Genomic DNA, 21843 nt, shown 5'->3' with positions numbered 1-21843 from the left:
AGATGAAGTACACACACACCTGTATCGTAGAAAACTCCAGGATAACCACTGATGGCCAACTTATTTTTGAAAGCCAGAGCGACAATTTTCATGAATTCGCTAAAGAGGCTTATAAAGGATTGGAGATCAGCTATCCGAAGTTCCATAAGATGGACAGTTTAAGTAAATTGGCCTTTCTGGCTGCTGAAATGCTTCTGAAAGATGAAGATCACAGCAGAACAGCCATCGTTTTTGCAAACAGGTCATCAAGCCTGGATACCGACGTCAAATACCAGGAAAGCATTAACGATCAGGAAAACTTCTATCCAAGCCCGGCTGTTTTTGTGTATACCCTACCCAACATCTGTGTAGGAGAAATAAGTATCAGGCACCGGATGCAGACAGAGAATGCTTTTTTTGTTCTGGATGAATTTGACGAAAAATTTTTAAACAATTATGCTGAACAGATCCTGAAGTCCGGAAAAGCCGAAAAGGTATTATGCGGATGGGTAGAATTGTACCGGGAAAATTATAAAGCTTTTGTATATTTGCTCACATTATAAATTTGAAAATTTGAAAATGTGCTCATTCGACAATGTAAAATGTTAGAATTAGGTAAAATAACTGCTTAACAGTTTTTTTTAATTTAAAACCCAATGTCTGATAGAGTTCACTATATTTTCAAATTATCTCATTAACATATTTTCAAATTAAAACCTTTTATGGAAAACCTAAAAACTGAATTGAAGCACAAAATTATTGAAGTCCTTAACCTTGAAGATGTTTCTGTAGAGGAGATCAAAGATGCAGATCCATTATTCGGAGGCGGATTGGGTCTGGACTCTATCGATGCTTTGGAGCTGATCGTTCTTCTTGATAAAGATTATGGAATAAAATTAGCCGATCCTAAAAAAGGAAAGGAAATTTTTCAATCCATCGATGTTATGGCTAAATACATTGACGAGAACAGAACAAAATAAAACTAATGTAACAATCTAACAGTGTAGCAGTATTGGTAAATTGATATACTGTTGCATTGGTACATTATAGAATACCATGAGTCAAAAAATTGCCATAACAGGAATGGGCATTATTTCCTCCATTGGAAACACAGTGAAGGAGAACTTTATTTCACTGCAGTCCGGGAAACATGGCATTTCAGACATCCAGATGTTTGAAACCCGTCATGCAGGCTCCATCAAAACCGGTGAGATAAAGTTATCTAATGAAGAACTTATACGTAAACTTCAGCTCAAAGAAGACAACAACGTAACGAGAACATCTTTATTGGGGATGATGGCAGCAAAAGAAGCGGTAGAAAGTGCGGGAATTTCAGATATCAACAGCTGCAGGACGGGGCTTATTTCTTCTACCAGTGTAGGAGGGATGGATATTACCGAAAAATATTTCTACTCATATGAAAACTTTCCTGAAAAGCAAAAATACATTGATGCTCACGACGCGGGAAACTCTTCACTGGCAATTGCCGGTTATCTCGGTTTGACAGGGATGGTTTCTACCATCAGTACAGCCTGTTCATCCGCAGCCAACGCCATCATGATGGGGGCAAAACTTATTAAAAGTGGTGTTTTAGACCGTGTTATCGTCGGGGGAACAGATTCCCTCTCCAAGTTTACTTTGAATGGTTTCAATACCCTGATGATTCTTACCGATTCATACAACACCCCATTTGACAACGACCGGAAGGGGCTGAATCTTGGAGAAGCTGCTGCTTTTCTGGTTCTTGAATCCGAGGAAGCCGTAAAAAAAGAAAATAAACCTGTTCTGGCCTATCTTTCCGGATATGGAAATGCCAATGACGCTCATCATCAGACCGCTTCTTCAGAAAACGGTCAGGGCGCTTTTCTGGCAATGCAGCAGGCTCTGAAGGTTTCAGGTCTGGAGAAAGATGATATCGATTATATCAACGTTCACGGAACTGCAACACCCAACAATGATCTGTCAGAGGGAATTGCAATGATCAGGATTTTCGGTGAAAATCAGGTGCCCGAGTTCAGCTCAACCAAAGCATTTACAGGGCATACTTTAGCCGCAGCAGCCGGTATAGAAGCGGTATTTTCTATTCTATCCATGCAGCACAGCCTAATTTTCCCCAACCTGAATTTCAAAACCAAAATGGAAGAGTTTGATCTTACCCCTGTAACCGAATTGAAAGAGAAAAGCATTAACCATGTTCTTTCCAATTCATTTGGATTTGGAGGAAACTGCTCAACATTAATTTTTTCAAAGTCATGAGCGCAGTATACATCAACAGTGCATCCTGTATCTCAGTTCAGGACACTTTAAAAGAAAACATCCTTCAGAACCTTACGCCTGTAAGTTCTTCCAATATCATCAAAGCGATAGAACCTCCCTATAAAGAGTTTATTCCGCCTGCCATGATCAGGAGAATGTCTAAAACGGTAAAAATGAGCTCTGTCGCTTCTCATCACGCATTACAAGAAGCTGGAATCGATCAGCCGGATGCCATCATCGTAGGAACGGGAATGGGCTGTTCCCAGGATTCTGAAAAATTTCTGAAAAACGTAATCGATCATGGTGAGGAATTTTTAACCCCTACATTTTTTATCCAGTCTACCCACAACACCGTTGCCGGACAGATTGCACTCGGATTACAGTGCCATGCTTATAACTTCACGTATGTGAATACCTCTTCTTCTCTGGAGTTTTCATTACTGGATGCGCAGCTTCAGATCAATGACGGAGAAGCACAAAATATTCTTGTGGGCTCTACCGATGAACAAACAGACAGAACAATGGAACTCTACGTTCTCAATCATACGATAAAACAAGAAACGGATCTCCCTGCAGATTATCTGAACTCTTCCACCAGCGGAGTAGTTTGGGGGGAGGGCGCCAGCTTCTTTGTGGTAGGAAAAGAGAAGACCCAAAGTACTTACGCAAAGCTTAAGAATATCAATATCAGTAACCGTGTCCTGTTGGGCGAAGTTGAGGTTTTTATACAGAACTTCTTAAGTCAAAACAACCTTTCTCATAACGATATTGATGCTGTTATTTTGGGCTTCAGTGGTGATGCAGGCTCAGATGCTTACTATACAAAAGCCAGTAAGCTGTTTCCAGCTTCATCACAGCTGTATTACAAACATCTGAGTGGGGAATTCAATACCGCCAGTGGATTTTCTATATTTATGGCGTGTCACATTCTCAGAGATCAGAAGATTCCGGAAGTGATGAAGATCAATACTGTTCAGAAAGAAGAGATCAGAAATGTCCTTCTGTATAACCATCTTGGAGGAAGTGATCATAGCCTGGTCCTATTGGAGAAGGCTTAATAGATGAAAAGCAAAAAAACGGACTTCATTTGCCTATTATATTACCATCCCTAAAAACAGCCAGCAATGAAACACTACCCATTTATTCTGTTTTACCTTTTCTGTAACGTTTTTATTTATGCGTTCCAGGGAAGCTTTTGGGTTTACCTGGTATGCTTTCTGGGATTTTCAGCAGTCGTGGTTTGGGGATCATTTGATATCGGGCTGGAATATTTTGTCAACAGCATTACCCACCGCCGGACAAAAACCAAAGAAATAGCTTTAACGTTTGATGACGGGCCTACAGAATTCACCCCACAGTTTTTAGATCTTTTAAAAGAACACGGCGTAAAAGCGACCTTTTTCTGTATCGGGAAGCAGATTGAACAATATCCTGATACATTTCAGAGGATCATTGCCGAAGGTCATACCATAGGAAATCACACCCTTTCCCATGCCAGGTCAACAGGCTTTTTATCGACCTCTAAAATGATTGAAGAGATTGAAAAGTGTGATGAAGTCATACGCAATACAGGAAATATAACCACAGACCTCTACCGCCCACCATTCGGTGTAACCAATCCGAATATTGCAAAAGCAATAAAAAAAACACATAAAAAAAGTATCGGGTGGAATGTCCGCTCTCTGGATACCATGATTGATGATGAAAAGAAAATTTACAGGAGAATTACCAAAAGCCTGAAAAAAGGCAGCATAATCCTTCTGCATGACACTTCCGAAAAAACATACCGGGTCCTGGTAGATTTATTAGTATTTTTGAACGACCAGAAATATTCAACCTTTACCGTTGATTCAATTACAAATTCAAAGAAAAATGATTAAAAATATTGCTTTTGGAACATTTTTATTAGTTTCAGGCTTCTTTTTTGCACAAAATACGGCAATGTCGGGAGCTGAAGCCAAAGCATTCGTATCCAAAATATCATCAGAAACAAAGCAAATCAAAACGCTTCAGAGTGACTTTACCCAGACCAAAAAAATGGACTTTTTGGATAAAGATATTGTAACGTATGGAAAAATGTCTTTGCAGACGCCCAATATGCTAAGCTGGAAGTACACCAAACCTTATCAGTACAGCATTGTGTTTAAAAGCAATAAAATTTTCATCAACGACCAGGGCAAAAAGTCGTCAGTAGATGCGAAGAGTAAAACATTCGAGAAGATCAATAAACTTATTGTAGGAAGCTCAAACGGCACCATGTTCAGTGATCCTGAATTCACGGTTACCTATTTTAAAAACGGAAATTATCACGTTGCTAAGTTCGTTCCCAAAACTACCCAACTGCTGAAATACATCAGACAGATTGAACTTTATTTTCCAAAAAACCAGTCTACGGTTTCCCAGGTTAATATGACAGAAGCATCAGGAGATACTACCCATATCGTTTTCAAAAACACCAAGATCAATGCTTCGATACCTGCATCAGAGTTTAGCTTATAGCCTCATCGTCCTATTGACGGTTTCCTGTAAGACGTATCAGCTTATTGCTGCGAAACCAGTTCCGACAACACAAAAAAAGGTTGAAAATTTATACTTTTCTTCGAATGAAGATTATGTGTACAAATGCCAGATGGACATTTATAAACATCATGTAAGCGGCATTCTGATCATAAAAAAAATGAGTGATAGCACACACCGTGTGGCGCTCACTTCAGATTTTGGAAATAAGCTGATTGATTTTGAAATTTCTGACGACCGCTTTAAGCTCAATTACGTCCTGCCGGATCTTGATAAAAAAATGGTTATTAATTTCCTGAAAAATGATTTTCAGCAACTTCTGAAAAGAAAATATCCGGTAAGCGAAACCTTCGAAAATAAAAATGCGGTCATTTATCTTTCCAGAATCGATCATAGGGGATATTATCTCTTCTTTGGCAAAGAAGATCATTTACTGAAACAAGTCATCTACACGAAAAACAACAAGGAGAAAATCGATTTCACTTTTGATGCAAAAAAGCCTATCTTCGCGGATAGCTTAAACCTCCGGCACAAGGACTTTAAGATCAATATAAAACTATTTCAAATAACCGAAACGGAGTAATACTTCCCCCATGAAAAAAATATATTTCTTCCTTATTTTACTTATCTCTTCTTTATCTATTGCACAGGTAACCTTTAATCCGGGAATCAGGTTAGGTGCCAATATCTCGCATTTATCTGACGGACCGGCCTATGATTACAGGTACTACAATGACAACCAGGGCTATCATTATACAAGCAACGGCTTTGACATCAAATCCAAAGTTGATTTTTATATCGGCTTCCAGGCCAATATTCGTTTTGCTAAATTCTATGCTCTTCAACCGGAGATCTATTATACACGCCAAGGAGCAAAATTTGAAAGTCAAAATCCTTCTGTAGCTTCTAAAAACGTTACACTTTCATATGTAGGCGGTGCGGTAGTGAATAAGTTTTATTTTGATAAGTTTAACATCCATTTCGGTCCTACTCTAGAATTTCTTACCGATCATAAGGAGATTGATTTTCCTACAGATGCCGATCTTGGGCTGCTGGCTGGTGCAGGATATGATATCACAAAAAATATAGGTGTTGAAGCCAGAATAAAAAAAGGATTTGTTCACATCAATAATAACCATACCAATGTAACCTTCCAGGTTGGAGTTTATTATACATTTAATCTTAAAAAATAAGATCATGCAAACGATTCTTACAGACTTTTATACATTATCATCATACGAAAAAGAAGCAGATGGAAAATTTGTTGCCCACATCACCCTGAATAAGGATCATGAAATTTTCAAAGGCCATTTCCCGGGAAATCCGGTAACCCCAGGAGTCTGTATGATGCAGATCATCAAAGAACTGACTGAGGAATTTATTGGATCTAAATTATTCTTAAAAACAGCCTCGAATGTGAAATTCATGGCTATTATTAATCCTTTTGAGACGCCTGATCTGGATCTTTACCTGGATATTGATGAGAACGGTGAGGATGTTAAAGTGAAAAATACGACTTCCTTTGGCGAGACTATTGCATTAAAATTGTCTGTAAGCTATAAAAAATTACCGTCATGAAACTAATTTTATCACTGGTTACGGCATTTGTTTTTTTCTTTCAATCTGATATGGAGGCCTTGAGAAACAGCTATGCCAAATCGACCAGTTCTAATGCCAATACAGAAAGCTTCATCGAAACTGCGGATAAGCAGACAGGTTCTGACCCTGTAACCTTAGGCTATAAAGCAGCGGCAAAGATCATGGAAGCAAAGATCACTAAAGGCAACAGAAAAGCCCTGGTGAAAACAGGAGCTACCAATCTGGAAAGCATCATCAAAAGCAATCCGAATAACGCCGAACTGCGTCTGATCCGACTAAGTGTACAGGAAAATATCCCTAAAATTGTAGGATATCGTGGAAGCCTTAAAGATGATAAGGCATTTCTTCTGAACAATTACAGCAAACAAAATACGGCACTGAAAAGCTATATCAAGAGGTTTGCCATGCAGTCTAAAACCATTACAGAGGCTGAAAGAGCCACTTTAAAATAAAGCAATGCTCCTTCCTGACGTACAAAATGCAATTTCTGAAAAGAAAATCTGCGTTTTAATCCCCACCTATAATAACGAGAAAACCCTGAAAAGGGTCATTGACGGTGTTTTACTCTATACCGGAAACATTCTGGTGGTGAATGACGGGTCTACAGATTCCACATCACATATTCTTGCTCAGTATCCGCAGATTACAGTGATCACCCTTTCCGAAAATAAAGGAAAAGGAAACGCACTTAAAACAGGCTTCAGAAAAGCACTTGAAATCGGTTATGACTATGCCATAACGATTGACTCTGACGGGCAACATTACCCTGACGACATTCCTGTTTTTGTGGAAGCACTTCTTCAGGAGAAAGAAGCGATCCTCCTCATCGGAAACAGAAATATGTCGCAGGACGGCATTCCCAGAAAAAGCAGCTTTGGGAATACATTTTCCAATTTCTGGTTTTGGTTTGAAACCGGTATCAGACTGGAAGATACCCAATCCGGCTACAGGCTTTATCCATTGCACAAAATTCCTAAAAAATATTTTACGCCTAAGTTCGAATTTGAAATTGAAATCATTGTGAGAACTGCCTGGAGGCACATTCCGGTAAAAAATGTTCCGGTAAAAGTACTGTATGATCCGGCTGAACGGGTTTCCCATTTCAGGCCTTTCAGGGATTTTACCCGCATCAGTATTCTCAACACTATTCTGGTGACCATCACCCTCTTTTATATTATTCCGCGGAACTTCGTGAATAATTTCAAAAAAAAAAGCTTTAAAAAGTTCATCAAGGAAGATGTTCTGGAAAGTGACGGAAGCAATCGGACAAAGGCATTTTCCATAGCATTGGGAGTCTTTATAGGACTTTCACCATTCTGGGGATTTCAGACGCTTTTGGTGATTAGTCTGTCCGTACTTTTTAAATTGAATAAAGTACTTGCTTTCATAGCCTCCAACGTGAGCCTTCCCCCTTTTATTCCTTTTATTATTGCCGCGTCTCTGTTTCTGGGAGCACCATTTGTAAGTGGCGACAGTGATATTTTAAGTCAGGATTTAAATTTTGACCTGATCAGGAATAACCTACTTCAGTATATCATTGGAAGTTTTATTTTAAGCACCTCATTGTCTTTACTCTCCGGAGTCACCACTTTTCTTTTCCTTAACAGGGTGAATCCTGAAAAAAACTGATTTTGAAAAGAGAAGGGATCCATTGCCCTACTCTAAACACTTATTTCCTTTCCGTCTCCGGTTGATTAGGCAGCTTTTTATTGATTTTATTAAGGTATTTTTCAACACTTTTTCTGTCCGGAACAGTTGTTATTTCTTTAGTCAGGGCTTTTTCAAATTCAGGTTTAGCCTTTGCGTACTCTTTTCGATCAAAGTAATATTTTCCTACGGTATAATATCCTTTCCAGAAATCGGGATTTAAGGCTTTATATTGGACCAGATAGTCATCGCTGACCTTTGGGTCGCTACGTTTCAGCTCATTTAATTCTGAGCTTATCCTTCTGTACTCTTCATACTTTTTGAATTCCACAGAATCGGCAAAAGGATCCCTGGAAATATTCAGTGTAGATTTTGAAAAATCGTTGGGATGAAGTCCGTTCTCTGTAAAAATTTCATTCAGGTCGTAACACACAAATTCTCCCAACTGATAGGGATTAGAGGAAACCCACACCAGTTTTTTCTGGGGTGAAAAAATAACGGCATGATGAGCGAGGAGCTGATTCAGTGCTTTTTCATTTCCATAGCCGATCTGTTCACCTTTCAGTCCCGATCTGTCTCTTAAAATAGAAGCCATCTTCTCAGGATTCAGTTTCTTTTGTTCCTGCAAAAGCTCCTGGAGTTTTTCATACCGGTATGCAGAATGGCTTTCTTTGATCTGTTTCCGGTTTCTCTGATCGTCCGTGTAGGCATCAGACTGAAAGTGATTGGTACAAAGAACCCTGCTGGTATTCTCTACACGGTATACTCCGAAATTATCTGGTGAAACCTCAATGATCACCGCATTTTTATCTTCCGCGCTGCCCACAAGAATGGATTCAGAAACGAAAACTTTTCTTCTTTTTGCAATTGCAACCGCTTCTTCAATGTTTCCGGCAAACTGCAATATTTCTCTTGTTACAAAAGAGATCGGAGTCTTTGCCGTCAAAGGAATTTTTGACTTGCCTGCATTGATGGTGACAGTAATTCCTTTTTTGTTCATTCCCGATACCACACCGATCATTCCGGGCCAGCTGACAGACATATAGGGGATACCTTCTTCAGGTTCTACAAACTCCACCAGTTTATTCTGAGCAAAATCATCACCTACATAAAAATCAAAGTTTCTTCCGATCAGAAGATCACCGTCTTCAGTATTTTCATTCCAGACGGCAAGTGATGTGCAGCCTACCATTGCAAGGTCCTGCATTGCGTGTCCTATATCATGAGCTCCATGCAGGTAAAGGTTTCTTAAATATGAGGGCGCTATAAAATCATACTGGTCAGAAGAATACCGCGAAAGCCCGTAGAGCTCTGCCTGATAATCCTCCCTTACATTCAGATACATTTTCCTGTTGTACCACTTTAAAAAGCCTCTCAGAATTCTCTGCCTGAATTTGGAAGGCACAAACCCTTCTACTTTTGAAAAGAATATCTGTTCCTGTTTTTGCATTAGCTTATGCGTAAGGGCTCCATTATTATAGCCCAGCTGCAAAGGATTTCCTTTGATATAAAGCTCCCAGAGCTGCTGCCTGTTTTTAGTCAGGAAATTCTGCTTATACCTGAAGGTACTATCATTAAGCTGATGAACTTCAGGGACTTCCAGTGTATACTGCTTAACATCAGGAATATGATGTACAGATTTTGAGATGCCACATGAGACAGGGATCAGAAAACAGGTGTACAGAAAAATTATATAGAATGAGCGGATGGCCATAGTTTTTCAATTTCTGCTTTTGTTAAATTACTGATCTTAGCCTGTTGTCAACGGTTTCCTTTCCCAGAATTTCCGCACAGGTATTAAAAGCCCCTATGGTCACTCCTAAAATTCCGTGCATATTCACAGACTGCCCGGTAAGAAAGAGATTATCTATTTTTGTACGGGGAGAAACCATTGTTTTCAGAGGATTGGCAGAGCTTTTCATATATCCGTACATATTGCCTTCAAAACTGCCAATATAGTCACGGTAAGAGAGCGGTGAAGAGGTATATATATCCTTAATGGCATGTCTCAGATTTGGAATTTTCTTTTCCAGGGCGTCAAGCATCTTTTCTGTTTTATCCAGTTTAAACATTTTATACTCCTCGCCTCTTTCATGCGCATCAGCAACAGTATTAAAGGTATTTTCCCACTGTTTTACCTCATCAAAATCCATATAGGAAATAGCGGTAAGGCTCTCAGCAAATTCAGGATAATGCCTGGACGGAGTGCAGGAAAGCATATAAGTTTCCGGCCATGATGCTCTGTTATATTGAGATGCTTTCCATACCAGTTCTTCTGAAGAATAATGGTAGAGATTATAATTAAAAGAAGGAAGAGTATGAGGTTTTAAGATAAGGTATACACTAAAACACGAAGGAACCGGCTGCCAGCTTAATATCCGGTTTAAAAAGGATTTTTTCAGCCTTTCTTCTCCAATCAGCTTTACCGTGGAACGGATTTCAATATTTGAGATAAACTGTTTTGCCACATATTCGTTACCTCCAACGGTCTTCACGGACGACAGCACATTATTGCTGTTAAAAACAAACGCTGAGACTTCGGCATGTTTATATACATCTGCGCCGTACTGCCGAAGCTTCCGGATCAGAAGCCTTGAGATCTGGCTGCCGCCTTTTACACATTTATAAGCACTCTGAATATAAGAATTGACCGTCAGGGCATGCACATAGAACGGAACGTTCCCGGAATCTCCGGCGTATAGAAAATTGGAACCGAGTAGAACCGACTGCAATTTTTTATCCTGAGTGACCGACTCTATAAATCTCTTCGTATTGAGATGCAGTATCTCTTCATTGTAATGATCTTTTCCCACAACATTATACCGTGGAAACTGGCTGCATACGTATTGAATTTCTTCACAATAGTTTTCAAGATTTTCTTTTTCGTTGGGAAAATACCGGATAAGCTGCTCTACAAAATTCTGATAGCCTTGTGCGTGCGGATACTCAATGGAATCATCGCCAAAGCTGATCCTGTCATAGCCGTCTTCATCCATTTTCTGAAGGTCCAGCCCATCCATAATCTCCAGGTAAGAAAAAAAACGGTTAAGGTTCTGTCCCTTTGATAACCCGCCCAGGTAATGAACTCCCGTATCAAAGAGGAGCTTATCCCTTGAGAAAGTCTGCAAATTGCCCCCATACTGATTATTTTTCTCTAAGACACACACTTTCAGGCCTTCTTTCGCTAAAACAAGAGCCGAAACAAGTCCTCCCAATCCGCTGCCGATTACAAGTATATCATATTCTTTTTTCAAAGGAGAATGTGTGTTTTTAAAGTTAAGTATTTTGAGAATTAGCTAATGTTGAGATCATCTGGTAGTGACAAATCCAATCTATCGGGGTCAGTAGAAGGTCATGATCTAAAATTCTCAAAAATCTTAATGGTTTTTTAGTTTTATGTTAGTTTTCAGAGGTAAAAATAGAAAAATTAATCTACATCATCCCAAAAATCGAAATAATTAAACCATTGAAACGGATATTTTTTCACCATGGTCTCGAGATTCTGAACATAAGACTCTAAAAGTCCCTGTGAATCTCTGTTTTTGATATTTTGAGCGACTCTGGCATAGAGGTGATAATGAAGATTTCGTTCTTTCATCACATAGACGTACACCACAGGAACACCAAGCCGGGAAGCAATAAGAAAAGGCCCGGCAGGAAACTTGGCGCTTTTTCCGAGAAGGTCTGCTTCCAGGTATTTTGATCCTTCAAAGTAACGGTCACCGGTAAAACAAATCAGCTCATTATTGGACAACGCCTGATTGATCTCAAAAATATGAGACATATCTTCTTTGACGTAGATAAATTTGATGTTACTCTCTTTTATGGCGACACTCTCCAGATATTCTTTGATAACGGTCACTTCTTGGTCTGTAGTGACCAGATTGATCTGGCAGTCAAAATCAATGTCTGCAAAAAAATGTTCAGCAATTTCAAAATTACCGATATGGGCACTGATCAGAACCCCTCCTTTTTTGGCAGCAAGAAGATTTCTCAGATTTTCAATTCCGTCAAATTCATAGGTGTATTTTTCCCGGAGTCCGGCAGAAATGGCTGTCTTATCAATCAGAACTTTTCCGAAGGTAAAATAACTTTTAAAGATCGACACTTTGGACTTCCAATATCCGTAGTTGAGTCTTTTTTGAAAATAATAAAAAATATATTGGTTGCTCCTCTTCTGAAACAGAGAATAATAGGCTGCTACAAAGTAAAGCACCCCATATGAACTTCTGATTCCGATATTTCTAATACACCAGACGAATATTCTGTATCCGAGTACTGTTCCTTTAGATTTACCTTTCCACTTGTTCATATATACAGTTTAATATAACAGAGAACCAATGTAATACTACCATTTTAAAAGTGTTCCTTACCGGATCACTGTGATATTATTACATTGGCACATTTTATAGAATAAAGATTTACTCAATAACTAAGCGTTTTTTTCAGCAATCTTATTTTCAATCGTTGTATAGAAATCATCAAATGTCACCATTTTCTTGAAATCTGCTTCACCTAATTTCACTCCGAAATTGGATTCGATCACTACGACCATGTCGATATAATCGAGGCTGTCTAAGCCCAGTGTATTTTTAAGGTTGGCATCATTAGTGATTTCGTCTCCGTCTACTTCGAATTCGTTTACCAAAAAATCATTAACAATAGCAACAATCTTTTCCCTTTCCATGTTTTTAATCAAATTTTTTAACTATTAGTGCAGAATTGGTTCCCCCAAAACCAAAAGAATTGGACAAAAATACGTCAATTTTTTGATTTTTTGTTTTTGAGACCAAATTTATCTTTTCCGCCTCACTATCAGGGTTTTCCAGATTGATATTAGGAGCTACAAAGTTATTCTGCATCATCAGAATAGAGTAGATAACTTCACTTGCACCCGCCATCCAGCACTCGTGTCCGGTCATTGATTTGGTAGAGCTCACAGGAACTTCACTTCCAAAAATTTCATAAATGGCTTTGGCTTCATTGGCATCACCAATGGGTGTGGAAGTAGCGTGGGCATTAATATAATGGATATCAGACGCTTTCAAGCCGGATTGTTTCAGGGCTCTGTCCATTGCCAAAGCCGGGCCGTCAACATTAGGAGTAGAGATATGGCCGCCGTTTGAAGAAAAACCGTACCCTATAATCTCCGCAATAACAGGAGCTCCTCTTCGTTGTGCAGACTCCAGACTCTCCACGATTAAAGTAGCGGCTCCCCCACTTGGGATAAGGCCGTCTCTTCCTGCATCAAATGGTCTCGATGCTTTTACAGGCTCATCCTCTCTTGCAGAAAAGACGCCCAGACCATCAAAACTCGCCATCGAATATTTGTTGGTTTCCTGAGCACCACCACAGATGATCATATCCTGAAAACCGTTTTTGATCATCATGAAGGCAAGCCCCAGGGAATGCGAGCCGCTTGCGCAGGCTGCGCTGATGGTAAGATTGATCCCCTTCAGTTTAAAAATTGTAGAAAGGTTCATCGTCACTGTGGAATTCATTGATTTGAAGATCGCTCCGGATCCCATCAATGTTGTATCTTTCTTTTCCCTTGCAATATCGATAGATTCTACCACTGCTTTGGAAACACTGTCATTTCCGTATAAAATTCCCACTTCGTGGGTATCTAAAAAATCTTCATTCAGATGTGCCTGCTTCAGGGCATCAAGGGTCGCAAGGTAGGCATATTCGCTTTCCTCACCCATGCTGACACGCTGGCGTCTGTTCAGAAGATTTTTCAGTTCCGGTTTCGGAACAACACCTGTAAGCCCTGACCTGAAACCGAATTTTTTTCTGTCTTCATCTAAAACAATACCGGATTTTCCTTGATACAGGGATTCAGTGACCTCCTCTAAAGACGTCCCGATGCAGGAATAAATTCCCATTCCAGTAATCACAACCCTATTTTCCATGTGTTTATATTTAATGTACCAATGTAACAGTCTGGCAATTTAACAATATTTTCATTGAGTTTCATCCAACATTAATATCCTGGTACATTGGTATATTGTAAGATTATTATGAATAAATTCCTCCGTTAATATTAATGACTTCTCCGGTAATGTATGAAGATTTCCGGGATGCTAAAAATGCAACAAGATCCGCGACCTCTTCTGCTTCACCAAATCTGTTGGCAGGAATCATCGCTTTAAGCTCATCTTCATTGAATTCCTGAGTCATGTCTGTTCTGATAAAGCCCGGAGCCACAGCATTTACGGTGATGTTTCTTTTGGCAACTTCCTGTGCCAGGGCTTTTGTCGCGCCTACCAATGCACCTTTTGCTGCTGAGTAATTCGTCTGTCCTGCTGTTCCTTTTACTCCTGAAACCGACACCATATTGATGATCCGTCCGTATTTGTTACGAAGGAGTTTCTGGATAAAGAAATTCGTTACATTGAAGAAACCGTTCAGACTTGTATTGATCACACTGTTCCAGTCCTCTTTCTGCATCCACATAAACAACCCGTCTCTTGTAATGCCGGCGTTATTAACAATAACCTCTACTATGGCATCGGAATTTTTCTCCTGCCAGGCTGTTAATACTTCCTGCGTCTCTTCCGCATTTCCTACATCAAACTTCAGGATCTCTCCGGTAGATCCAAGCTCTTCCACCCTGGCCAGGGTTTCTTTTGCCGCAGCTTCATTGGAAGTATAATTAATCAGTAGATGATAATTTTTTTCTTCAGCCAGTTTTATACAGATCGCTCTCCCGATTCCTCTGGAGCCTCCTGTTACAATTGCACATTTCATGCGTTAGTGTTTATATCGTTTTAGTTTTTTTGTCAAGTTTATGCCTCTGTATATTATGACAGTTGATCACTGCCGATAATTACATTGCCTTCAAATATTTCTTCACCTCCTCAAGGTATGGATACATCACCATATCATCTGAGAACGCCGGAATAATTTTTCTGATATCATCATACAGTTCTTTGGTAGATGATGAAACCTTATCCTGGAAACCAAGATATTCCACAGCCTGAATAATCGTAATCGCTTCAATCGCCAATACTTCAAAAGCATTTTCAATGACTTTTCTGCAGATCACCGCCGCATTGGTCCCCATACTGACGATATCCTGATTGTCATTATTGTTGGGGATACTGTGAACGTACATAGAGTTCGACAGCATCTGGCTTTCTGCAGTCGTTGAAGTTGCCGTAAACTGAACCCCCTGCATTCCGAAATTGAACCCTAATTTGCCCAAATTTACAAAAGGAGGCAAGATTTCATTGATTTTAGCATTCAGAAGATAGTTCAGCTGTCTTTCGGCAAGCATGGTCAGCTTTGTTACGACGATCTTAAGCTTATCCATTTCCAAAGAAATATAATCTCCATGGAAGTTTCCGCCGTGATACACATGCTGATCTTCAACATCAATGATTGGATTGTCATTGGCAGAATTGATCTCGTTTTCCAGAACTTTTTCAGTATATTCGAGCGTATCCAGTACCGGGCCCAGAATTTGCGGGACACATCTTAGAGAATAATACTCCTGTACTTTTTCCTTGAACACCTTTTCCTGTTCTTCGAAATGGGTGTAAAGGTGATCCGCTCTTTTTCTGATGAGCTTACTGTCTGCCAGATGGGCACGCATTCTTTCAGCGACTTTCTGCTGACCGTAATGTTTTTTTGTCCCGTTCAGTGCTTGTGATAAATGGTCATCGTAGGCCTGAACAATTTCATTGATAGCACAGGAAAGTCTGATGGAAATATCCGTAAGCTGGTTGGCTTTATACGCATTCACAATCCCGATTCCTGACATCACTGAAGTTCCGTTCATCAGAGCAAGTCCCTCACGTATCTCTACTTTTATCGGCTCCAGTCCTTCTGCGGCAAAAACATCCTTGGTAGACTTCCTTTCTCCTTTATAAAACACTTCTCCCTCTCCGATCAGCACCAGGGCCAGGTGTGCGAGCTGAACAAGGTCTCCGCTTGCTCCCACTCCGCCGTGTTCAAAAATCAGAGGAATAATATCTCTGTTGATCAGCTCCTGCAGAAGAAAAATAACAGATTGGTGTACCCCTGAGTTGCCCAGTGACAAGGTATTGAGCCTTGCCAGCATACAAGCTTTTACTTCCTGGGCAGGCAACGGATTACCAATTCCTGAGGAGTGGCTTCGGATCAGGTTATACTGCAGCTGATGGGTATCTTCATCACTGATCTTAAACTGGGCCATCGGTCCGAAACCTGTATTGACCCCATATATTACTTTATTTTTTGAAAATTCTTTTAAAAACTGAAAACTTTTATCCACTCTTGATAAAATGGTTTCATCCAGTTCTATATTTTCATTCCCAATGATAATTTTTTGAAAGTCTTTCAGTTCTAAAAAGTTATTTATTTTCATCAATTAAAAGTAATAGTTGATAATTTTATAAAATATTAATTATTTGTCACTAATTTTGCGGCAAAGATAAAAGTTATTATTAAAATAAAAAATCAAAGATGAGCAAAGAATCTGTTGACGTTCTTGTAATCGGGGCTGGGCCTTCCGGATGCGTGTCTTCTTCATACCTGAAGAATAATAACGTCAGCGTAAAAGTTGTTGAAAAGACTAAATTCCCAAGACTGGTGGTGGGAGAAAGCTTAATTCCAAGGGTGATGGACCACTTTGAGGAAGCCGGCCTCTTCCCTGCATTAGATCGTATGGGATTTGAGAAAAAGCTGGGAGCACGTTTCCTTCGGGGCGATGAAGTTTGCATCTTTGATTTCAGCAACAAATTCGGAGCGGGTTGGGACTGGACGTGGCAGGTACCCAGAGCTGATTTTGACAATACTCTGGCCCAGGAGGTAATGAATAAAGGAATTGATCTTGAATTCGAAACGGAAGTGATTGATATCCGTTTCAATGGAACAGATTCTGTAACCACCATAAAAAACAAGGATGGCGATACCAAAGAAATCCATGCTAAATTTGTGATCGATTCAAGCGGCTACGGAAGGGTTCTTCCCCGTTTGTTAGACCTTGAAAAACCTTCAAAGCTTTCACCCCATTCAGCTATTTTTTCTCATGTAAACGATATTAACAGAGAACCAGGAGAAGAAGGAACTTTAATTTCTTTTGACATCATTGAGACGGAAGTATGGCTTTGGGTGATTCCTTTTTCCAACGGGAATACCAGCATAGGGATCGTAGGCCCTACGGAATATATAGACCAGCTGTCTGAGAACGGCGATACTGCCGAAGCTTTAAGAAAAGCTATTTCTCTTTCAGACTATTACGTAAAACGTTTTGGCGATGTAGATTTTCTCTTTGAACCCAGACATCTTAAGGATTATTCATGTTCTGTAAAAAGTCTTTTTGGAGATGGATTTGCCTTAACAGGAAATGCTTCGGAATTCCTGGACCCTGTGTTCTCTTCGGGGATGGCTTTTGCTACAGAATCAGGAATGCTGGCTGCGAAGTTGGCCTTAAGACAGCTTAACGGGGAAAAAATTGACTGGCAGACAGAATACACAGATTATATTTTATACGGAGTGGATGTTTTCACCACGTATGTAAAAGAGTGGTATACCGGAAATCTGCAGGAGCTGTTTTTCCATCAGCCTGAAAATCCGGATGTCAAGAAAAAGATATGTGCCGTTTTAGCAGGATATGTCTGGAATAAAGACAATCCTTTCGTGAAAAAGCATGATACGGTAATTAAAAATCTTGCAAACCTCATCAAATCAGAAAAGCAACAACAGCAAAATTGACTTGACTAGTCCTAATTAAGCGTTACGGATTAATAGGATCAGGTTATTAATAATTTATAAGATAGTTGTCGGTTTATTTCGGCAACTATCTTTGTTTTTGTTATTTTCTTAAAAAATTTTAGTTTACTCTTTTTACAAGAGCTGTAAAGCTTGAACCTTTTTTTTAATGCAACGTTCGCAAGGTTATTGGTGTTGTGCATGATTTTCGCTTGTAGTGGCACTTCGTTCAGCAAGGGGGTTTTCTGCTGAGTGAAACGCCCTAGTAATCGTTTTTCATCTTTCCTGTTAATCTTTGATCCCTGATGCAGTCAATGAAGATTTATCCCGACGCTAGGATACAAAGAAACGGTCTGAAAATTCAGACCGTTTTTATTTTTTTATTTAAAAGATTTCCTGATTTCTTTTCCTAAATATCTTCCTGCCGATTCATATACAGAGGCTATTCTGCCATACTCCATTACGGATTCCTTGGTTTGAATGAATTTATCGAATTTATTCAGTTCCACTTCTGCTAAAACTACGGAAGGATTAGTGGTCTCTACAAGCTTGATGCTCCCGCTAAGTTGTGCTGTCATAATAATCAGCCCTCCGTGCCAGCCCGGGAAAAGCCATTTTGTATCCATCACTAAGGTGTATTTTGCTGAGGGAGCCTGTTTAAATGCAGTCTCTTTATTGGATTTATTGAGACCCTTGGCAAAAGACTGTACATATTCTTCCTTTTTATACCTTTCCCACTCTGCGATCCATTTTTGCCATTCCACTTCTCCTTTTTTAGGGTTGGCCAAAACATCTCTTTTCCTGTTTTCAAGATATTGAGCTTCCGTAATGTTTTCTTTCATCAATAACACATTGTCGAATTTAAGCTCCACATTTACTTCGGTCTGGCCTTTCAACACTCCCAGATTTCCTGATACGACAGCTATTTTTTCCTGTCCGAAAGCTGTTGTCATGATTGAGATGACCATCAGCAATAATAGTTTTTTCATAGTTTTAGTTTTACTCCAAAGATATTATAAAAAGTATATCTCCGTTTTTATCATTCATTTTTTTTATTCTATCTTAAATCAATAAAGGTAATTGGCTTTCTGGAATTCGGATGGTACACCGTTTTGGACAGAACATCAAAATCGATGATCTCAATTTTCGGGCTGACCCTTAATTTGGCACGGAAATGATCTCTCACTTCATTCACAAAGCTTTCCCGCTCTTCAATGGTACTCAGCTTAATAATAATTTCATCCAACCCTATTTCATTAGCCTGAATCACGATCTGATAGCATAAAATATTATTGAAATCATTCAGAATATCATTCATCGCAGGTGGATACAAAGTTGTTCCTTTATATTTAATCATCTGCTGTTTCCTTCCCATTACAGGGCCAAGGCGCATTGTATTTCTTCCACAACGGCAAGGCTCATAGTGTGCTTTTACGATATCACCGGTTTTAAACCTTAGTAAAGGAATTGCTTCCACACCAAGGGTGGTAATGGTCAGTTCTCCACTTTCTCCATCTTTTACAGCATTTTCATTATCATCCAGTATTTCTGTAATGATCAGTTCAGGATGGTGATGACCTCCCTGCTGAAATTCACATTCTGTAAAGGCCGTGCTCATCTCTGTAGAGGCGTACGTTGAAAAAAGTTTTATATTCCACTTTTCCTTTATTTTCTGTGAAAGAATATTATCTGTGAAGTCCTGATTTTTGATACTTTCTCCGATACACACCGCTCCGTATACACTGGAGTTTTTATAATCCAGACCGCGCTTTTCAGCATAATCGATCATTTTTAGAAGAAAAGAGGGAACGGTGATCAGATATTTTGGCTGGTATCTGAAAATAGAATCCCATTGAAGCTCCGGTATTCCCGGACCCATTCGCACGACACTGGCTCCCATTTTCCTCAGCCCCAGAAAATAGGCGAGACCAGCCATAAACCTTTTATCAATAGTGGTGATCATCTGTACAACATCTCCTTTCCGGATGCCGGCACAGGCAAAGGATATGGCCTCGTTGTAGGCCAGTCTTTCCAGGTCAGCATCAGATAAGCCGAAAGTCACCGGATCTCCTAAGGTCCCGGAAGTTGTGCTGTAATCAACAATCTTATCCGGTGTAATGCAGAAAAAATCATGATTGTGCTGTTGCAGGTCGTTCTTTGTGGTCGTCGGAATCTTTTTCAGATCTTCCAAAGTCCGGATATCTGCAATATTGATCTCCTTTTCTTTGAACAGTTTCTTATAGTATGGCGAATTGCTTTCAAGATAAACCAAAAGCTCACGAAGTTTTTCTTCCTGAAACTTTTTGATGTCCTGAATGTCTGCTTTCTCTATTGACGGATGAAATTCCAATGATTCTAATTTTAAAAAGCAAATGTATTTAAAATTACAAGACCATAGGAGGTATTCATGTAAAATGTATGGATGACATCGACAACAGTTTATCTTTGAAAGGTAAAAGTCTGAATGTTGGACGATCCCGCTGTATTAACCGTTGTTACTTTCAATGTATGAGAGCCGGAACCTTTTGGACATTTTTCGTCAAAAACGTAAACAAAATCATCCTTTGTCCGTGCGAAACGCAGCCATTGACCATCCAGCTCTGCCCGGAATGAAACAATATCGCCAACTTTTGTAGTTCCTTTCAACCTTAGGGAGGTACTGCTGACAAGAGATCCCTCTTTCCAGCCCGCAGAAACAGTCGGCAGACCATGATCCAGGATCAGTTTCGCAGTCCCCAATCTGTTGAACTGTCCTTCTGCCCAGTCGCCCTTCCACTTTCCTTTGACCACCATTTTATCGCTGCCATAATCCAGCAGGACAACAACCTTCTCTTTTTCCATGGTAGTTAATTTTCGGTCAGACTTTATCTTTATGGTATAATTATCATGAACCGGGATATATGGGCTGTGCAGAACAATCGTACCCGAAACTGCGTTGGGGTCTGCATCTGATTTTTCAGACATATTGAAATTTACCGCGTCATAGACGGCATTTTTACTAAAATTAATTTCAGCGTTTTGTGTTGTGATGGTTTTACTCTCGCCAGGCATAATGGTTTTACCTGTCGGAATCACCTGATTTCCAGATGCGTTCAGCTGTACTTTTGTGGTCAGCCTGCTGGTATTTCCTTTAACGTCTTTCAGGACAATTTCGATGGTGTGCACCTCCTCATCCGGAAGGCTGATGATTCCAGATTGTTTTGGAATACTACTGTAATTCTGCAGTTTCATTCCCGGCAGAACAGACAAATGCTGAATGCTTTTCTTATCCCTGATGAATTGAGTATAATCGATACAGCCATTCAGATACCGGGAGTCATCATAGCTTACTTTATCTATAGAAAATCCATAGATCATTTTTCCATCCATCAATAGCTCAGCCTGATAAATACCAAGATTAAATCCTTTATCTGCCTTATCTACCGCCTTTATGGCAAAGCTTATTACCGGTGAGTTTACCCTGACCACCTCCGAAGTATAATTGCTTCCCAATTTTTTTACGGCGATTGCATTCGCTCCCGGATCGTACGTACTGAATCTCCTATCATACCAATACAACCCACTGACTACGGGGGCTACATGATCAGGAATGGCAAATCCAAAAAGCAGTGGATTGAGGCATTCTTCAGTTTTGGTATCCCGGATTTCGAAATGCAAATGAGGCCCTGCTGAACCACCGGTATTTCCGCTGAGAGCAATCAGCTGTCCTTTCGTCACAGGAAACTGTTCCGGCTGAAACGTAATATCCTGCTCCCATTTTTCGTCTTTGTATTGTCTTTCTTTTACATAGTTATCAAGCTTGTCATAATATTTATTTAAATGGGCATACACGGTTGTATATCCATTCGGGTGGGTAATGTAAATAGCGTTTCCGAAACCGTAACGTTCCACTTTTATTCTGCTTACATAGCCTTCTGCAGCTGCCACAACAGACAGGTTTTCCTGGCTATTGGTCCTAAGATCCAATCCCATATGAAAATGATTCGTCCTGACAGCCCCGAAGTTGGCAGCCAGCTGCATCGGAATGTTTAAAGGATTTCGGAAATAATTCTGGGGATAACCGGTCTGGGCCTGTGCGATGATACCATTGATAAAACAAAAAATACACATCAGTTGACAAAGAATTTTCATACAGCATTTGGGTTTTAA

Annotated in this window: 22 protein-coding genes; 12 read left to right on the top strand and 10 right to left on the bottom strand. The window is 39.8% G+C overall.

All coding sequences use genetic code 11. From position 1 onward, the window contains the following. Window positions 1-2 precede the first annotated feature (2 nt). The 11 genes from DRF67_RS08290 (at window position 3) to DRF67_RS08240 (ending at window position 7980) form a co-directional block, all read left to right on the top strand. Window positions 3-542, top strand: a complete 540-nt coding sequence (locus DRF67_RS08290) for a 3-oxoacyl-ACP synthase (RefSeq protein WP_115927866.1) — start codon at window positions 3-5, stop codon at window positions 540-542. Between the two features lie 159 nt (window positions 543-701). Then, window positions 702-959 carry a phosphopantetheine-binding protein gene (locus tag DRF67_RS08285; protein ID WP_115927825.1) on the top strand — a complete coding sequence of 86 codons (258 nt, stop codon included), beginning with the start codon at window positions 702-704 and terminating at the stop codon, window positions 957-959. Between the two features lie 76 nt (window positions 960-1035). Then, window positions 1036-2235 carry a beta-ketoacyl-[acyl-carrier-protein] synthase family protein gene (locus DRF67_RS08280; RefSeq protein WP_115927824.1) on the top strand — a complete coding sequence of 400 codons (1200 nt, stop codon included), beginning with the start codon at window positions 1036-1038 and terminating at the stop codon, window positions 2233-2235. Then, entirely contained in the window at window positions 2232-3293 is a 1062-nt protein-coding gene (locus DRF67_RS08275) for a beta-ketoacyl synthase N-terminal-like domain-containing protein (RefSeq protein ID WP_115927823.1), read from the top strand. Before DRF67_RS08280 ends, DRF67_RS08275 begins: the two co-directional genes overlap by 4 nt. A 66-nt stretch (window positions 3294-3359) precedes the next feature. Continuing rightward, entirely contained in the window at window positions 3360-4115 is a 756-nt protein-coding gene (locus tag DRF67_RS08270) for a polysaccharide deacetylase family protein (RefSeq protein WP_115927822.1), read from the top strand. Beyond that, entirely contained in the window at window positions 4108-4734 is a 627-nt protein-coding gene (locus tag DRF67_RS08265; protein WP_115927821.1) for a LolA family protein, read from the top strand. Before DRF67_RS08270 ends, DRF67_RS08265 begins: the two co-directional genes overlap by 8 nt. After that, window positions 4700-5335 (top strand): hypothetical protein, encoded by a 636-nt coding sequence (locus DRF67_RS08260; RefSeq protein WP_115927820.1) that lies wholly within the window; start codon window positions 4700-4702, stop codon window positions 5333-5335. The genes DRF67_RS08265 and DRF67_RS08260 overlap by 35 nt, the downstream gene beginning before the upstream one ends. A 10-nt stretch (window positions 5336-5345) precedes the next feature. After that, on the top strand, window positions 5346-5945 hold the full coding sequence (locus tag DRF67_RS08255; RefSeq protein ID WP_115927819.1) for an outer membrane beta-barrel protein: 600 nt from the start codon (window positions 5346-5348) through the stop codon (window positions 5943-5945). A 4-nt stretch (window positions 5946-5949) separates the two neighbouring features. Next, complete coding sequence (locus tag DRF67_RS08250) at window positions 5950-6330, top strand: 3-hydroxyacyl-ACP dehydratase (protein WP_115927818.1); 381 nt, start codon at window positions 5950-5952, stop codon at window positions 6328-6330. Next, complete coding sequence (locus DRF67_RS08245; protein WP_115927817.1) at window positions 6327-6803, top strand: hypothetical protein; 477 nt, start codon at window positions 6327-6329, stop codon at window positions 6801-6803. The genes DRF67_RS08250 and DRF67_RS08245 overlap by 4 nt, the downstream gene beginning before the upstream one ends. 4 nt (window positions 6804-6807) lie before the next feature. Then, a complete protein-coding gene (locus DRF67_RS08240) occupies window positions 6808-7980 on the top strand; it encodes a DUF2062 domain-containing protein (RefSeq protein WP_115927816.1) in 1173 nt (390 codons plus the stop codon). A 40-nt stretch (window positions 7981-8020) separates the two neighbouring features. On the opposite strand, the gene DRF67_RS08235 is transcribed toward DRF67_RS08240, so the two are convergent. The 7 genes from DRF67_RS08235 to DRF67_RS08205 all read right to left on the bottom strand — a co-directional run bounded on the left by DRF67_RS08235 (window position 8021) and on the right by DRF67_RS08205 (window position 16348). Beyond that, complete coding sequence (locus DRF67_RS08235; protein WP_115927815.1) at window positions 8021-9712, bottom strand: C45 family autoproteolytic acyltransferase/hydolase; 1692 nt, start codon at window positions 9710-9712, stop codon at window positions 8021-8023. A 22-nt stretch (window positions 9713-9734) separates the two neighbouring features. After that, the gene (locus DRF67_RS08230) at window positions 9735-11252 is read right to left on the bottom strand and encodes a phytoene desaturase family protein (protein ID WP_115927814.1); all 1518 of its coding nucleotides are present in this window, start codon (window positions 11250-11252) and stop codon (window positions 9735-9737) included. 173 nt (window positions 11253-11425) lie between these two features. After that, window positions 11426-12310, bottom strand: coding sequence for an LpxL/LpxP family acyltransferase (locus DRF67_RS08225; protein ID WP_115927813.1), 885 nt, complete (start codon window positions 12308-12310; stop codon window positions 11426-11428). A gap of 120 nt (window positions 12311-12430) precedes the next feature. After that, window positions 12431-12685, bottom strand: a complete 255-nt coding sequence (locus DRF67_RS08220; RefSeq protein WP_115927865.1) for an acyl carrier protein — start codon at window positions 12683-12685, stop codon at window positions 12431-12433. Between the two features lie 4 nt (window positions 12686-12689). Then, entirely contained in the window at window positions 12690-13910 is a 1221-nt protein-coding gene (locus DRF67_RS08215; protein WP_115927812.1) for a beta-ketoacyl-[acyl-carrier-protein] synthase family protein, read from the bottom strand. 106 nt (window positions 13911-14016) lie between these two features. Then, a complete protein-coding gene (gene fabG, locus DRF67_RS08210) occupies window positions 14017-14748 on the bottom strand; it encodes a 3-oxoacyl-ACP reductase FabG (protein WP_115927811.1) in 732 nt (243 codons plus the stop codon). Window positions 14749-14827: 79 nt separating this feature from the next. Then, window positions 14828-16348: an HAL/PAL/TAL family ammonia-lyase gene (locus DRF67_RS08205; RefSeq protein WP_115927810.1), complete on the bottom strand. Its 1521-nt coding sequence runs from the start codon at window positions 16346-16348 to the stop codon at window positions 14828-14830. Window positions 16349-16446: 98 nt separating this feature from the next. Here DRF67_RS08205 and DRF67_RS08200 point away from each other — a divergent pair, with 98 nt between their 5' ends. Beyond that, complete coding sequence (locus DRF67_RS08200) at window positions 16447-17697, top strand: NAD(P)/FAD-dependent oxidoreductase (protein ID WP_115927809.1); 1251 nt, start codon at window positions 16447-16449, stop codon at window positions 17695-17697. Between the two features lie 377 nt (window positions 17698-18074). On the opposite strand, the gene DRF67_RS08195 is transcribed toward DRF67_RS08200, so the two are convergent. The 3 genes from DRF67_RS08195 to DRF67_RS21975 form a co-directional block, all read right to left on the bottom strand. Next, window positions 18075-18683 (bottom strand): hypothetical protein, encoded by a 609-nt coding sequence (locus tag DRF67_RS08195; protein WP_115927808.1) that lies wholly within the window; start codon window positions 18681-18683, stop codon window positions 18075-18077. Between the two features lie 68 nt (window positions 18684-18751). Continuing rightward, window positions 18752-20044, bottom strand: coding sequence for a phenylacetate--CoA ligase family protein (locus DRF67_RS08190; RefSeq protein WP_115927807.1), 1293 nt, complete (start codon window positions 20042-20044; stop codon window positions 18752-18754). Window positions 20045-20133: 89 nt separating this feature from the next. After that, window positions 20134-21825 (bottom strand): M23 family metallopeptidase, encoded by a 1692-nt coding sequence (locus tag DRF67_RS21975; RefSeq protein ID WP_115927806.1) that lies wholly within the window; start codon window positions 21823-21825, stop codon window positions 20134-20136. Between the last annotated feature and the right edge of the window lie 18 nt (window positions 21826-21843).

The sequence above is a fragment of the Chryseobacterium pennipullorum genome (assembly GCF_003384725.1).
In the GTDB taxonomy this organism is placed as follows: Bacteria; Bacteroidota; Bacteroidia; order Flavobacteriales; family Weeksellaceae; genus Chryseobacterium; species Chryseobacterium pennipullorum.
This window is presented reverse-complemented; position numbering and strand designations above follow the sequence as displayed.

Excerpts from the sequence above, each read along its gene's own strand:
- DRF67_RS08240 (WP_115927816.1), top strand. The coding sequence starts at position 6,808 with ATGCTCCTTCCTGACGTACAAAATGCAATTTCTGAAAAGAAAATCTGC.
- DRF67_RS08215 (WP_115927812.1), bottom strand. The coding sequence starts at position 13,910 with ATGGAAAATAGGGTTGTGATTACTGGAATGGGAATTTATTCCTGCATC.
- DRF67_RS08265 (WP_115927821.1), top strand. The coding sequence starts at position 4,108 with ATGATTAAAAATATTGCTTTTGGAACATTTTTATTAGTTTCAGGCTTC.
- DRF67_RS08290 (WP_115927866.1), top strand. The coding sequence starts at position 3 with ATGAAGTACACACACACCTGTATCGTAGAAAACTCCAGGATAACCACT.
- DRF67_RS08245 (WP_115927817.1), top strand. The coding sequence starts at position 6,327 with ATGAAACTAATTTTATCACTGGTTACGGCATTTGTTTTTTTCTTTCAA.
- DRF67_RS08225 (WP_115927813.1), bottom strand. The coding sequence starts at position 12,310 with ATGAACAAGTGGAAAGGTAAATCTAAAGGAACAGTACTCGGATACAGA.
- DRF67_RS08260 (WP_115927820.1), top strand. The coding sequence starts at position 4,700 with ATGCTTCGATACCTGCATCAGAGTTTAGCTTATAGCCTCATCGTCCTA.
- fabG (WP_115927811.1), bottom strand. The coding sequence starts at position 14,748 with ATGAAATGTGCAATTGTAACAGGAGGCTCCAGAGGAATCGGGAGAGCG.
- DRF67_RS08235 (WP_115927815.1), bottom strand. The coding sequence starts at position 9,712 with ATGGCCATCCGCTCATTCTATATAATTTTTCTGTACACCTGTTTTCTG.
- DRF67_RS08275 (WP_115927823.1), top strand. The coding sequence starts at position 2,232 with ATGAGCGCAGTATACATCAACAGTGCATCCTGTATCTCAGTTCAGGAC.
- DRF67_RS08195 (WP_115927808.1), bottom strand. The coding sequence starts at position 18,683 with ATGAAAAAACTATTATTGCTGATGGTCATCTCAATCATGACAACAGCT.
- DRF67_RS08285 (WP_115927825.1), top strand. The coding sequence starts at position 702 with ATGGAAAACCTAAAAACTGAATTGAAGCACAAAATTATTGAAGTCCTT.
- DRF67_RS08270 (WP_115927822.1), top strand. The coding sequence starts at position 3,360 with ATGAAACACTACCCATTTATTCTGTTTTACCTTTTCTGTAACGTTTTT.
- DRF67_RS08255 (WP_115927819.1), top strand. The coding sequence starts at position 5,346 with ATGAAAAAAATATATTTCTTCCTTATTTTACTTATCTCTTCTTTATCT.
- DRF67_RS08280 (WP_115927824.1), top strand. The coding sequence starts at position 1,036 with ATGAGTCAAAAAATTGCCATAACAGGAATGGGCATTATTTCCTCCATT.
- DRF67_RS21975 (WP_115927806.1), bottom strand. The coding sequence starts at position 21,825 with ATGAAAATTCTTTGTCAACTGATGTGTATTTTTTGTTTTATCAATGGT.
- DRF67_RS08205 (WP_115927810.1), bottom strand. The coding sequence starts at position 16,348 with ATGAAAATAAATAACTTTTTAGAACTGAAAGACTTTCAAAAAATTATC.
- DRF67_RS08250 (WP_115927818.1), top strand. The coding sequence starts at position 5,950 with ATGCAAACGATTCTTACAGACTTTTATACATTATCATCATACGAAAAA.
- DRF67_RS08220 (WP_115927865.1), bottom strand. The coding sequence starts at position 12,685 with ATGGAAAGGGAAAAGATTGTTGCTATTGTTAATGATTTTTTGGTAAAC.
- DRF67_RS08200 (WP_115927809.1), top strand. The coding sequence starts at position 16,447 with ATGAGCAAAGAATCTGTTGACGTTCTTGTAATCGGGGCTGGGCCTTCC.